Origin of the sequence: Flavonifractor sp. HCP28S3_F3 (assembly GCF_052065355.1) — a bacterium.
Classification (GTDB): Bacteria; Bacillota; Clostridia; order Oscillospirales; family Oscillospiraceae; genus Flavonifractor.
In genome coordinates, this window is record NZ_JBQHUF010000003.1 from 137783 (window position 1) to 151662 (window position 13880).

11 protein-coding genes are annotated in these 13880 nt (G+C 59.6%); 6 read left to right on the plus strand and 5 right to left on the minus strand.

All coding sequences use genetic code 11. From position 1 onward, the window contains the following. Positions 1-55: 55 nt before the first annotated feature. Positions 56-1420 (minus strand): MATE family efflux transporter, encoded by a 1365-nt coding sequence (locus ACTNB1_RS04595; protein WP_441168091.1) that lies wholly within the window; start codon positions 1418-1420, stop codon positions 56-58. 217 nt (positions 1421-1637) lie between these two features. Here ACTNB1_RS04595 and ACTNB1_RS04600 point away from each other — a divergent pair, with 217 nt between their 5' ends. Further along, positions 1638-1880 carry a FeoA family protein gene (locus tag ACTNB1_RS04600; protein ID WP_441168092.1) on the plus strand — a complete coding sequence of 81 codons (243 nt, stop codon included), beginning with the start codon at positions 1638-1640 and terminating at the stop codon, positions 1878-1880. Next, on the plus strand, positions 1871-3961 hold the full coding sequence (feoB, locus tag ACTNB1_RS04605) for a ferrous iron transport protein B (RefSeq protein WP_441168093.1): 2091 nt from the start codon (positions 1871-1873) through the stop codon (positions 3959-3961). The genes ACTNB1_RS04600 and feoB overlap by 10 nt, the downstream gene beginning before the upstream one ends. Positions 3962-4024: 63 nt before the next feature. On the opposite strand, the gene ACTNB1_RS04610 is transcribed toward feoB, so the two are convergent. The 4 genes from ACTNB1_RS04610 to ACTNB1_RS04625 all read right to left on the minus strand — a co-directional run bounded on the left by ACTNB1_RS04610 (position 4025) and on the right by ACTNB1_RS04625 (position 9031). Next, positions 4025-5419 carry a TIGR00366 family protein gene (locus ACTNB1_RS04610; protein WP_441168094.1) on the minus strand — a complete coding sequence of 465 codons (1395 nt, stop codon included), beginning with the start codon at positions 5417-5419 and terminating at the stop codon, positions 4025-4027. Between the two features lie 76 nt (positions 5420-5495). Beyond that, positions 5496-6434, minus strand: coding sequence for a 3-hydroxyacyl-CoA dehydrogenase family protein (locus tag ACTNB1_RS04615; protein WP_441168095.1), 939 nt, complete (start codon positions 6432-6434; stop codon positions 5496-5498). A 16-nt stretch (positions 6435-6450) separates the two neighbouring features. Next, a complete protein-coding gene (locus ACTNB1_RS04620) occupies positions 6451-7290 on the minus strand; it encodes a 3-keto-5-aminohexanoate cleavage protein (protein WP_441168096.1) in 840 nt (279 codons plus the stop codon). Between the two features lie 313 nt (positions 7291-7603). Beyond that, the gene (locus ACTNB1_RS04625) at positions 7604-9031 is read right to left on the minus strand and encodes a sigma-54 interaction domain-containing protein (RefSeq protein WP_441168097.1); all 1428 of its coding nucleotides are present in this window, start codon (positions 9029-9031) and stop codon (positions 7604-7606) included. A 164-nt stretch (positions 9032-9195) separates the two neighbouring features. Here ACTNB1_RS04625 and ACTNB1_RS04630 point away from each other — a divergent pair, with 164 nt between their 5' ends. The 4 genes from ACTNB1_RS04630 (at position 9196) to ACTNB1_RS04645 (ending at position 13856) form a co-directional block, all read left to right on the plus strand. Continuing rightward, positions 9196-10362 (plus strand): cation diffusion facilitator family transporter, encoded by a 1167-nt coding sequence (locus ACTNB1_RS04630; RefSeq protein ID WP_441168098.1) that lies wholly within the window; start codon positions 9196-9198, stop codon positions 10360-10362. Between the two features lie 96 nt (positions 10363-10458). Then, positions 10459-11154, plus strand: coding sequence for a response regulator transcription factor (locus ACTNB1_RS04635; protein WP_441168099.1), 696 nt, complete (start codon positions 10459-10461; stop codon positions 11152-11154). After that, positions 11151-12608 (plus strand): sensor histidine kinase, encoded by a 1458-nt coding sequence (locus ACTNB1_RS04640; RefSeq protein ID WP_441168100.1) that lies wholly within the window; start codon positions 11151-11153, stop codon positions 12606-12608. Before ACTNB1_RS04635 ends, ACTNB1_RS04640 begins: the two co-directional genes overlap by 4 nt. 9 nt (positions 12609-12617) lie before the next feature. Continuing rightward, positions 12618-13856, plus strand: coding sequence for a S1C family serine protease (locus ACTNB1_RS04645; protein WP_441168101.1), 1239 nt, complete (start codon positions 12618-12620; stop codon positions 13854-13856). Positions 13857-13880 lie beyond the last annotated feature (24 nt).

The window sequence follows — 13880 nt, forward strand, 5'->3', positions numbered from 1 at the left end:
GAGAGAAACAGAAAAACGCCCCGCGTCCTTATTGGACGTGGGGCGTTTTTTATGATCAAGATTCCGCATCCAGCGGGTCCACCACAGTACGGAAGGTGTGGCGAAGAAACACCACACTCAGACATACGGCGGCTACCTCGGCAATGGGAAAGGCCAGCCAGACCAGATCCAGATTTCCGGTGAGGGAGAGCAGGAAGGCGGCGGGCAGCAGGACCACCAGCTGACGGATGATGGAGATAAACATGCTCAGCACGCCGTTGCCCAGGGCCTGGAAGGTAGAGGAGCAGATCACGTTGAAGCCGGCAAACACGAAGCACAGACTGATGATCCGCAGGGCGGGCACGCCGATGCGCAGCATATCGGCAGAAGCCTCAAAGATACCCAGAATGGGGGCGGGGAAGAGCTGGATGACGGCCAGGCCCACCAGCATAATGCCTACCGCCAGCAGAGCGCCGAAACGGACGGCTTCCACCAGACGCTTTTTCTTCCGTGCGCCGTAGTTGTAGGACACGATGGGTACCAGGCCGTTGTTCAGACCGAATACCGGCATAAATACAAAGCTCTGGAGCTTAAAGTAGACGTTGAATACCGCCACCGCAGTGGAGGTGAAGGAGATGAGAATCAGGTTCATGCCGAAGGTCATGACGGAACTGATGGAGTTGAGGACGATGGTGGGCACACCTACGCTGTAAATCTGCCGAATGATGTGGCCGCTGGGCCGGAAGCCCTTCAGGGAAGGCTGAATATCATGATTGCAGGCCACGTTGAAGATCAGAGCCAGAATGGCGGCCACGATCTGGCCCAGTACGGTGGCGGCGGCGGCCCCGGCCACACCCATTTTGGGGAAGGGCCCCAGACCGAAGATGAGCACCGGGTCCATCACGATGTTGATGACCGCGCCCACGCCCTGAGTGATCATGGTGTGGAAGGTGCGACCGGTGGACTGGAGCAGACGCTCAAACATGACCTCCAGGAAGATACCGAAGGACAACCCGCCGCAGATGCGCAGATAAGCGGCACCCTGCCGGGCGATTTCCGGGGTGGCTTTCTGCAGCTCAAAGAAGGGCTGGGCGAACAGCAGGGCAATGGCCATAAAGACTACCGCGCTGATAGCGGCCAGCAGCACGCCGTTTTCCGCCGAACGGTTGGCGGTCTCCTGGTCCTTGGCGCCCAGACTGCGGGACAGCAGGGCGTTTACGCCTACGCCGGTACCGACCGCTACGGCGATCATCAGGTTCTGAAAGGGAAAGGCCATGCCTACTGCCGTAAGAGCATCCTCACTGATCTTGGCAACAAAGTAGCTGTCTACCACATTATAAAGCGCCTGGACCAGCATGGAGATCATCATGGGCAGCGACATGGACAGGACCAGCCGTTTGATCGGCATAACTCCCATTTTGTTTTCGCTCACTTGTGACATGTTCCGCCTCCTGCCGCAAAATAGGACCGCAGCAGGCCGCTGCGGTCAAACACACACATATTAGGGATAATTTCTTATTGTATCGGAATAAAAATAGTTCGTCAAGACATTTTCAGGAGAAGAACGTATTTTTTCCGCACCGTCGGACAGGAACAGACATAGGATATCCTGTGGAAAAGAAACCTTCCCATACCTTTGACAAGGAGATGGATCTGATATGAACGATGGTTTTCTCAACGCCCTCAGGGTGGGAGAGAGCGGTGTGGTGGCCGGCGTGGAGGGAGAGTGCGCCATGCGCCGTCGGCTGTTTGACCTGGGCCTGGTGCCCGGCACCGCCGTTACATGCACTGCGGTCAGCCCCGCCGGAGATCCGGCAGCCTATCTGATCCGGGGGGCGGTCATTGCAATCCGGGGCAGGGATGCGGCGGGGGTCCGGCTGGGAGGCGGGCCGTGGAACTGAATCAGGAACGGGTGGTTGCCCTGGCCGGCAATCCCAATGTAGGTAAATCTACCGTATTCAACGCCCTCACCGGTCTGCACCAGCACACAGGAAACTGGCCGGGTAAAACAGTCGGCACCGCCCAGGGGCGGTGCCGACACCGGGGGCAGGATTACATGCTGGTGGACCTGCCTGGTACTTACTCCCTGATGGCGCGTTCGCCGGAGGAGGAGGTCGCCCGGGATTTCTTCTGCTTCGGTGGCGCTCACGGGGCGGTGGTGGTGTGCGATGCCACCTGTCTGGAACGAAACCTGAATCTGGCCCTCCAGGTACTGGAACTTCAGAGCCGTACCGTGGTGTGTGTTAACCTGCTGGACGAGGCGGAGCGAAAAGGAATCCGGGTGGATCTAAATGTTCTGTCGGAAAAGCTGGGGGTGCCGGTGGTGGGGACCTCCGCCGGCCGGGGCCGTGGGCTGGAGGAGCTGCTGGACAAGGTGGAAGAGGTCCTGACCCAAAAGGATCCGCCAAAACCGTTGACAGTGCACTATCCGCCGCCGGTGGAATTTGCGGTGGCCTCCCTTACGCCTTTGCTGGGACGCAGGCTGAAGGGACGGCTCCCCGCCCGCTGGGTGGCGCTGCGGCTGCTGGAGGGGGACGACTCTCTGCTGGACGCGCTGTCCGCCGCCCTGGGCTGGGACCCCAGACAGGATATGGAAGTGCAGGAGGCGGTGGAAGAGGCCAGAGCGGACCTGGTTCGGGCTGGGCTGGATCCGGCGGAGCTTAACAGCGTGCTGGTGTCCGCCCTGCTGGGAACTGCCCGGGAGACCGCGCAGGCGGCGGTGGACGCGCAAAAGAGGCCGGAGGAGGATCGGGACCGGCGACTGGACCGGATCCTCACCCACCGCCGTACCGCTGTGCCCATGATGATTCTTTTGCTGGCTGGAGTGCTGTGGCTCACCATTCAGGGAGCCAACTATCCGTCTGCTCTGCTGTCTGAAGGCCTGTTCTGGATCCAGGACCGCTTGACGGAGCTGTTTGCCTGGCTGGGAGCGCCGGAATGGCTTCACGGTGCCCTGGTGCTGGGGGTGTACCGGGTATTGGCCTGGGTCATCAGCGTCATGCTGCCCCCCATGGCAATCTTCTTTCCGCTGTTTACCCTGCTGGAGGACTTCGGCTACCTGCCCCGGGTAGCCTTCCTGCTGGACCACGCCTTCCAGAAGGCCAAAGCCTGCGGCAAGCAGGCCCTTACCATGTGCATGGGTTTTGGCTGCAATGCTGCCGGAGTGGTGGGCTGCCGCATCATCGACTCCCCTCGGGAGCGGCTGATTGCCATGCTTACCAACAGCTTTGTACCCTGCAACGGCCGCTTCCCCACCCTCATCGCCGTCATTACCATGTTTTTTGTGGGAGCGGAGGGAGGCTTGTGGGCGGGTTTGCAGGCTGCCCTGCTGCTGACAGGGGTCATTGTGCTGGGGGTACTGGCTACCTTCCAGGTATCCCGGCTGCTCTCCGCCACTGTGCTCAAGGGCGTACCATCCTCCTTTACGTTAGAGCTGCCACCATACCGGCGGCCCCGGGTGGGCCAGGTGATCGTTCGCTCCATTCTGGACCGCACCATTTTCGTGCTGGGCCGGGCGGCGGCGGTTGCCGCCCCGGCGGGGCTGGTGATCTGGCTGTGCGCCAATGTGACGGTGGGAGACATGACCATCCTGGACCACGTAACCGGCTTTTTGGACCCCTTTGCCCGGCTGATCGGGCTGGACGGGGTGATCCTGACGGCCTTTATCCTGGGCTTTCCCGCCAATGAGATCGTCATACCCATCGCCATCATGGCCTATCTCTCCACCGGTACGATCCAGGAGACGGAGGGACTGGGCGCTCTGCACCAGCTGCTGGTGCAGAACGGCTGGACCTGGCTGACGGCGGTATGTACCCTGCTGTTTTCCCTGTTCCACTGGCCCTGCTCCACCACCTGTCTCTCCATTGCCAAGGAGAGCGGCAGCGTCAAGTGGACGGCGTTGGCAGTGGTCCTGCCCACAGGGGTGGGTGTGCTGCTGTGCTTCTGTGTGGCCACGGCCGCCCGACTGCTGGGTCTGGCATAAAATCAGACGGAGCCTGCCGCATATACGCGGCAGGCTCCGTCGTTAGAAGGGAGTATAGGGAACTTAGACGAACATGGGGATGAAGTACAGGCCCAGGCAGGTGATCACAATCCAGAACACACAGATGAAGGCCATGAATCCCCAGACATCCTTCAGCTTCATGCCCACCACGGACAGAGCGGGGATGACGTACAGGGGCTGCAGCAGGTTGGTGCACTCGTCGCCCAGAACGAAGGCGTTCAGGCAGGTAGCCAGGTCGGCACCCTGGATGTTCTGCACGGTCTGAACGATCAGAGGACCCTGAACGGTGAACTGACCACCCTGAGAGGGGATGAAGCAGTTAACCAGGCAGGCGGACAGGAAGGTGAAGATGGGCAGGGTGTGAGCGGTAGCCACGGAAGTGATGGCACCGATCAGCACGGAACCCAGGCCGCCCTCGATGTACATCATGCCCATGATGGCGCCGTAGAAGGGGAACTGCATGATAATGTCGGTAGCCAGGTGCATGGAGTCGGCGTGAGCGGTGATCCAGGCGCTGGGCTGGGGGAACAGGAAGCAGTTGATGCCAACGAACATGAAGATAACCAGGTTCATGTTCAGAGCGCCGAAGAAGCCCTTGGTGGCAAAGTCATAGATGATGTTGATGAAGATGAAGGCGCCCACGACCCACATAACGGGCTTGCAGGTGTTGGCCTTCTGAGCAAAGGTAGTGGCCTTGCCGGTGATCTTGTAGTCGTTGGGAACCACGTCGGCCTGGGTAGCCACGTCGCGCAGCTCGATCAGCTCGTCCTCGCCGGGCTGAGTGAACAGCACGATCAGGATGAAGGCGATGGCCAGCACGGTGAACAGGATCACGTTGGGGGTGTTGTAGCAGGTCTCCAGGACGGACATGGTGTGACCCACGATCTCGGCGTAGGAGCTGCCCTCAGTAGCCAGGTTGGAGTACAGGGTGGCGGAGGGCCCAAGGCACTGGCCCAGGATCATGCAGGTATAGCCGCCGGCAACCATCATGGGGAAGTGCAGGCCCTTGACCCGCTTAGCCAGCTGCATGGACAGGATGGGGGTAACGATGGTGCAGAACGCGTAGTTGATCATGGAGGTCACATAGCCGAAGAGCATCATGATGATGATGGCGGTGTAGCGGCTATGCACGTGGCTGGCAATGGCGTTCAGCAGCTTGGTGACCTGAGGGCTGCGGGCGCAGGTAGCACACACGCAGACCATGATGCCCATCTGGAAGGCCAGGGTGAACTGGCTGCTCAAGCCGCCCCACCAGGCCTGGAGCAGCTCCACGGGGCCCTTGCCGATGATCAGGGACAGGACGAACACGACGATCATCAGGATAACGCAAAATACGAAGGAATCGGGAATGATCTTCTCGGCTGCAAAGTTGAACTTCTTACTGATGTTCCACAGAGGAGTTCCTTTCAGCTTCTTGGTCTGAGCTTGCTGGGACATGGGATCGCTTCCTTTCTCTCAAACTTCTCTCATCTATATGCCCTCGTTCCAACGGAACGGAAAGCGCGGGGGAAGATTATTTGCCGTAAAGCATCCGGATCAGGTACTCGTTCAGGTCGGCGTTGGACTTGGCCACCTGCTCGGGAGTCCACTTCTGGAAGCCCTCGCCGGTCTTGAAGCCGATCTTGCCCTCATCACGCAGCTGCTTGAGCAGGGGGGAAGGAGTGTGGGTATCCTCCAGATCCTGGAGGATGTAATCGTGGATATTGTAGGTCAGGTCAGTACCCACCATGTCGGCGTTCTCCATGGGGCCCAGCTGGGGCAGACGGAGACCGAAGGAGTACTTCACAGCCTCGTCCACGGTGGCAGCGTCAGCAATACCGTGCTCCACGATGGAGATGGCCTCACGCCACAGGGCGTGCTGCATGCGGTTGGCGATGAAGCCGGGCACGTCCTTCTTGCACAGCACGGGCTTCTTGCCCACGGAGCGCAGGACGTCCATCACGGTCTGGGCGGTCTCCTCAGAGGAGGCGTCGGATTTGACCACCTCCACCAGGGGGATCAGGTGACCGGGGTTCCAGAAGTGGGTGCCCACGAAGCGCTCACGATGCTTCAGGTCGCGGCTGATCTCGCTGGGGCTCATGACGGAGGAGTTGGTGCAGAAGATGGTATCTTCAGCGCAGCGGGCCTCCAGCTTGGCAAAGGTCTCGCGCTTGATATTCATGTCTTCAAACACGGCCTCGATAACCAGGTCGGCGTTCTTCACCAGGTCGCTGTCGATGTCGTTGGTGAAGTGGATGCGGGAGAGACGGTCGTTGATGTCCGCCTCAGTCATCACGCCCTTGTCCACCAGCTGCTTGGTGTTGGTGCGGATACCGGCCTCCACGTCGGTGGGATAGAGGTCATACATACCGATCTGATAGTCAGGGTTGGAGGCGAACACAAAACCGATGTTCTTGCCCATCATGCCCGCGCCGCAGATCAGGATGTTCTTAATGTCCTGAGTGGTCTTCATTGCTTTATGCCTCCCCTTATTTCTTCAGGCTGAGGATCTCGCGGGCCTCGTCGGGGGTGGCGACCTTCTTGCCGTACTCCTCGATGACGCGGCGAGCGCGCTCCACGAACTGAACGTTGCTCTCAGCCAGCACGCCCTTGGAGTACATGACGTTGTCCTCCATGCCCACGCGGATGTGGCCGCCCAGAGCCACGGCGCCGTACAGCATCTCCATGGCGGAGTGGCCCACGCCGAAGCAGCTCCAGGTGGAGCCGGGGCACAGGGACTCCATGGTCTCCTTCATGAACAGCAGGTTCTTCATGGAACCGGGGATGCCGTTGGCGCAGCCCATGCAGAACTGGAAGTGGAGGGGAGCCTTCAGCACGCCCTTCTTCAGGTAGTAGGCGGCGTTGGCGATCATGCCGGGGTCAAAGGCCTCGATCTCAGGCTTCACGCCCCAAGCCTGCATGTTCTGGCCCAGCTCCTCCAGGAACTTGGGGGGGTTGAGGAACAGGGAGGTGTGCAGCCAGTTCATGGAGCCGCAGTCATAGGAGCCCATCTCGGGGCGCAGCTCCTTCAGGTGAGCCTGACGAGTCTCCTCAGTGGCGTTCAGGTCGCCGGAGGTGGTCATGTTCAGGATGATGTCGCAGTCGGGGTGATTGGTGCGCAGCAGCTCCACGGTCTTGGCAAAGCGGGTCTTGTCCATGGTGCCCTTGCCCTCGTCGTCACGCATGTGCAGGTGGGCGACAGCGGCGCCGGCCTTCCAGCAGGCATAGACGTCTTCTGCGATCTCCTCGGGAGTCATGGGCACGTTGGGGTTGTTGGCCTTGGTGGGCCAGGCACCGGTAGTAGCCACAGTAATAATGGTCTTATCCATGATGAAAACACCTCTCCTTTTCTTTGTGCGGTGGCGGAACAATCCGCCGCTGTTTTATTCACCTACTTATAATGCAACTGCTGTGCCAAAAAAGGAAAAGAGAGAAAAATAACCCGCTATCCATTGGGGCGCAAGGAAAAACGGACATGTAAGAAAATGCATACAAAAAAATTACCGGTGAAAAAATTCACCGGTAATTTCTGGACGTAAAATGGAAGCGCGGCGCAAGAGCGCAGGATATTTTGGCAAAAAGCTTGATGCAGCAAGGGAAACAACGAGCGGTGAAAAAAATCACCGCCCATGGTGACGAAATTCACCGTTCGCTGGGCTCACCAGGCTCGGGGTGGAGACGCTGGTATTTTTTGACCAGCGTGGAATGGTCCACACCCAGGACCTTGGCGGCTTTCCGCAGGGAACCCTCCCGCTCGATGGCCCGGAGAATGATCTCCCGCTCGAACTCGGCTACCTGCTCCCGGAGGGTGCCGGAGGTAGAGGAGCGCAGGTGGGAGTAGCCGCCGTCGGGGTTCAGGGCGGCGTAGACCACGTCGCGGGTGATGATGCCACCGGGATTGGTAACTATGATGCGCTCTAGCAGATTTTCCAGCTCCCGGATGTTGCCTGGCCAGCGGTAGCTTTGCAGCAGGTCCAGTCCGGCGGCACTGATGCGGGTGTCCTTTCCGTACTTCTTGCTGAAATCCTCACAGAAGCGGTCAACCAGATAAGGAATGTCCTCTTTTCGTTCCCGCAGGGGCTTGAGCTCGATAGGAACGACGTTGAGCCGGTAGTACAGGTCCTCCCGGAAGCGCCCCTGGCGGGCTTCCTCCTGCAGATCCAGGTTGGTGGAGGCGATGACCCGCAGATCCAGCTTGATGGTCTTACTGCCGCCGATGCGCATGATTTCCCGCTGCTGAAGGACCCGCAGCAGCTTCGCCTGAAGGGGAAGGGGCATATCGCCGATCTCGTCCAGCAGAATGACGCCGCTGTTGGCCAGCTCGAACATGCCTGTTTTGCCGGAACGCCGGGCGCCGGTGAAGGCGCCCTCCTCGTAGCCGAACAACTCGGATTCCAGCAGTTCGGCGGGAATAGCGGCGCAGTTTACTTTTATAAAAGGCTTGCCTTTCCTGGTGCTGTTCTGATAGATCTCATTGGCAATGAGTTCCTTGCCGGTGCCGGATTCTCCGGTGATGAGCACCGTGACATCGGTAGGCGCCACGGTGTGGATCAGATCCACCACGTTGCGCATGGACTGGCTGCGATAGTACATCTGCTTGCCGCCTGCCTGCTGCAGGCGCAGGTAGGCCAGCTCCTCATCCGCTTTCCGACGCTCCTCCGTCAAGGTGAGCAGCTGCTGCTCCAGCCGCTTGAGCTCGGGAAAGTCACGGGTGTTGGTCACCACCATTTTGATGGCGCCGTTTTCATCAAAGACCGGGGTGCCGGTGACCAGGACCTCCTTATTTAACGGGAAGATCGTGGCCACCGAGTTGACACGGGTGCGCTTGGCCAGCACGGTGTCGGTGACGGAGCCCTTGTAGAGCTTGCCCTCCTGTTCCACGTCCCGTACCTTTCGGCCCAGCAGATCCTCTGGCCGGATGCCGGTGGTGCGGGTATAGGCCTCATTGATGAAGAGAATGGTACCCTCCCCATCCGTCACATGGATGCCGTCATACAGGTTTTCACAGATCTCACGAAAATCAGCCTGGGTCAACTCTGTTTTCCGCAGGCTGCTGGGGGTATCATCCATTTTCGTTGCCTCCTTCTTCCAGAGATCAGCTATGTCCATTATAACATGGATAGGGAGGGACAACAAAAGGTTTTTCCGCATCGGCAAAGAGAGGGAAGCATTGCTTGACGTTAGGTATTTGACGTGCGATAATTAAAGTTAACCTATTTTTGGGAGGCTGTATTATGACAGAGCGATTGGTCCGGCGCTTTATCCCGGACTGGGAGAACGTAGGAGACCCCGCTGTGCGGGAACGGTATGGAATTCTGTCTGGTGGGGTGGGGATTTTCCTCAACCTGCTGCTGTCGGTGGGCAAGATGCTGGCCGGGCTGCTGACCGGCTCCATTGCCGTGACTGCCGACGCATTCAATAACCTGTCCGACGCAGGTTCCTCAGTGGTCACCTTGGTTGGCTTCAAGCTGGCTGGCCAGAAGGCTGACGACGGACATCCGTTCGGGCATGGACGGATTGAGTACCTGGCCGGCCTGCTGGTGTCCCTGCTTATCTTAATGGTAGGCGTGGAGCTGGGCAAAAGCTCCATTGAGAAGATTATCCATCCGGAGGAAGTGGCCTTTTCTCTGCTGTCGGTAGGCATCCTGGCCGCCTCCATTCTGGTGAAGCTGTGGATGTGCCTGTTCAACCGGAAGCTGGGGAAGCGAATCGGCTCAGCGGCCATGGAAGCGACTGCTACCGATTCTTTGTCCGACGTGGTGGCAACCTCCGCGGTTCTGGCGGGCACCCTGGTGGGCGGCCTTACCGGCGTGAGCATCGACGGCTGGATCGGTGTGGTGGTGGCAGTGTTCATCCTGCGGGCCGGCTGGGGCGCGGCCAAGGACACTGTGGATCCTCTGCTGGGCAGCGCCCCCGATCCCGCCCTGGTGAAGGGAATCCAGGAACTGGTCATGAGCCATAAACAGGTGGTGGGGATGCATGATCTGGTGATCCACGACTACGGACCCGGCCGGCGGATGTGTTCCTTCCACGCCGAGGTGCCCCAGAATGCCGATATCATGGAGGCCCATGATGCCATCGACCATATCGAGCGCGAGATTCTGGAAAAATACGGGGTGGAGACTACCGCCCATATGGACCCCATCGCCACCGAGGATGAGGACGTCAACCGTTTGCGGGAGCAGGTACGGCTGTTGGTAAAGGAGGTGGATGGCGAGATGACCATCCACGACTTCCGGGTCACCCGCGGCCCTCAGCACACCAACCTGATTTTTGATGTGCTGGTGCCCCGTCGCTGTAAGCTGTCCGACGAGGAGATCGTGGGGCAGATCACCCGGCGGATCCGGGAACTGGACCCGTCCTACTACGCGGTGCTCCAGCTGGATCGGGCCTACGTATAGTGCGTACATTTACAAAATATTCACCCTAAACCGGCGCGGCCGGATTATAATAAAAAGAGGTATTCTGAAGAAAACGCAAGAAAAGGACGGTGTGTTATGGCCAAGAAAGTCCTCATCGTGGAAGATGAGTCCAATATCGCGGAATTGCTCCATCTTTATCTGGAAAAGGAAGGCTTTGAAACGGCAGTGGCCGGCGACGGCGGCAAGGGTGTGGAACTGTTCCGCTCCTTCCACCCTGACCTGGTGCTGCTGGATATCATGCTGCCCGTGATGGACGGCTGGTCGGTGCTGAAGAAGATCCGGGAGAATGACAAGACCCCTGTTATCATGCTCACCGCCAAGGGCGAGACCCAGGACAAGGTGGCCGGGCTGGAGGGGGGCGCGGACGACTATATCGTCAAGCCCTTTGAGATGAAGGAAGTGCTGGCCCGCATCCACGCGGTCCTCCGCCGCTTCGGCGGGGACGAGAGTGGCAGCGGGGAGAAGAAGCTGTCCTTCGATAAGCTGGTCATCAACCTGGACTCCTACGAGCTGCTGGTGGACGGCAAGCGGATCGATACTCCCCCCAAGGAGCTGGAGCTGCTGTACCATCTGGCCGCCTCCCCCAACCGGGTGTTTACCCGCAACCAGCTGCTGGACGAGGTGTGGGGCTTTGATTACTTTGGCGACTCCCGGACGGTGGATGTGCACATCAAGCGCCTGCGGGAAAAGCTGGAGGGTGTCTCCAGCCAGTGGTCCCTGAAGACGGTGTGGGGCGTGGGCTATAAGTTCGAGGTTGTGAGCGGCTCATGAAAAGCCTGTACAAACGGCAGTTTGCCCTGACGGCGGGGATGATTCTGATCTCCTTTGCCCTGCTGGGCACCGCCTTTTTCACCCTCTCCTATCAGTACACCATCCGCCAGACCAGAGACTCCATGGAGCGCAACGCCAATAACGTGGCAAATTTTACCTCCACTTCCCGTTCCCTGGGCGTAAGTGTGGAGGATGAGGTCTACATCGCCATGATCGCCACCATTGCCAAGATCTCCGACGCTGTGGTCATCATTACCGAGGCGGACGGGGAATTGGTGGTGTCCACCGATGGGATCAACGTTAGAGGCTATCAGGACCTAGCAGGCAACTACCTGCCCCGGTCCATCGTCAACCAGGTGGCCCAGAGCGGCGGCTACACCGGTATGACCGACTTGGGCGGCTTTTTCTCAGAAAAGCGCTATGTGGCCGCCACACCCATTACGGTGAAGACCGTTGATTTTTCCAGCGGAAAAACGCAGCAGAATCTGGTGGGCGTGGCCTATGTGGCGGCGGAGGTCTCCAGCCTGACAGAGCTGTGGAGGGCCTTCACTTCTATTTTCTTCTTTACCGCCATTGTGGTGCTGTGCATCGCCTTCCTCACCAGCTCGGTGACTTCTCTGAGGCAGACCAGACCCCTGCAGGAGATCGCCGAGACCGCCCGGAAATTCGGCCACGGGGAGTACGACGTGCGGGTCAAGGGCTATGAAGACCGGAAGGACGAGGTGGGTGAGCTTGCCGAGGCCTTCAACGCCATGGCCGACTCCATCGCCAAGAGCGAGGAACGCAGGTCGGAGTTTGTGGCCAATATCTCCCATGAGCTTAAGACGCCCATGACCACCATCGCCGGGTTCTCCGACGGCATCCTGGATGGTACGATTACCCCGGACAAGGAGCGGGCTGCCCTTCAGACCATCTCCGCTGAGACTCGGCGGCTCTCCCGCCTGGTGCGGAGGATGCTGGACCTGTCCCGGCTCCAGTCGGCAGAAAACGTCACCGCTCAGGAGCAGTTCGACGTATCTGAGGTCATGCTGCGGGTGCTGGTGAGCCTGGAGACCAAGATCAACTCCCGCCATCTGGATGTGGATACCCAGCTGCCCGACGATGCGGTGATGGTATGGGGTGACCCGGATGCCATCACCCAGGTGTGCTATAACCTGCTGGACAATGCCATTAAGTTCTCCACAGAGGGGAGCACCATGGGAATCTCCATCACCACCAAGAGCGGCAAGGCCCATGTCTCCGTGCGCAATACAGGACAAACCATTCCGCCTGACGAACTGGCCATGATTTTTGACCGGTTCCACAAGAGCGATAAATCCCGCAGCGTGGATCGGGAGGGTGTGGGCCTGGGCCTGTATATTGTCAAGACCATCCTGAACAATCACAAGGAAAACATCACTGTGACCAGCCAGGACGGCGTGACTGAATTTGTGTTCACGCTCACCCTGGCGTAAGGGGGAAGTATGCGGGGCTACTATTACGATCAGGACGATCTGAGGCCGCCTGTCCGGCCTGCGCCGCCCGCCGCCCCGCCCCGCCGCCGCAGACGGCGGGGGGGCGGCACGGCGGTGCTGCTGTTTATCTGCACCCTGTTGGTGCTGGTAGGAGGAACCGTGCTCCTGGGTGCCTGGGACGCCACCCGGCTGGAGAAGGTGGAGGTCCAGTTCCGGCAGGAGGAGCGTCAGCCCTGGACGGACCAAGAGGACCAGACGCCTGAGGGAGAGATTTCCGGCGAGACTACGGTGGAGCGGGCTCCAACCGGCGATGGTACTACCCTCACCATCGTATCCACCGGCGGCGAGGAGCCTCACAGCTTTCAGGAGATCTATCAGGAAAACATCGACTCCATTGTCAGCATCCGGGGCACCTCCGACCTGGGACTCTACTTCGGTACCGGGGTCATCATGACGGAGAACGGATACGTTATCACCAACGCTCACGTCATCGAGGGCTGCAGTGAGGTGGAGGTAGTGCTCCAGGACGAGCGGGTGTTTCCTGCTCTGCTGGTAGGCAGCGATGTGCAGACCGATCTGGCAGTGCTGAAGATCGACGCCCAGGATCTGAAGCCGGCGGAGTTCGGCGATTCCGCCGCCCTCCAGGTAGGAGATACCGTGCTGGCCATCGGCAATCCCTTGGGAGAAGAGCTGCGGGGCACCATGACCGACGGCATCATCTCCGCCATCAACCGGGACGTATATGTGGATGGCTACACCATGGTGCTTCTCCAGACCACCGCCGCTCTCAATTCCGGCAACTCCGGCGGCGCCCTCATCAACGACCGGGGCCAGGTGGTGGGCATTACCAACCTGAAGATGGAGTCCTACGACAGCACGGTAGAGGGGCTGGGCTTTGCCATCCCCACAGCCACGGTGAAAACTGTGGTGGATGAGCTGATCGCCCACGGGGTGGTCACCGGCCGGCCTACCATCGGCATCACGGTGCGGGCGGTAGCAGCTTACGACGGCTCGCCTGCCGGAGTGCGGGTGGAGTCTGTTCAGGCCGGCTCTGACGCAGATGGAAAGCTAGAGGTGGGCGACATCATCGTGGAGGCCAACGGGGTCTCCATTGCCGCCACCGATGATCTGATGGCAGTCAAGGATGCGCTGCAGACAGGGGATATCCTCTCCCTGCGCCTCTGGCGGGAGGGAACCTGGCTGGAGCGGAACGTAGCTCTGGTGGAACAGTATACATTGGAACCATAAAAAAGGGGCGCCTCCGTTGGGAGG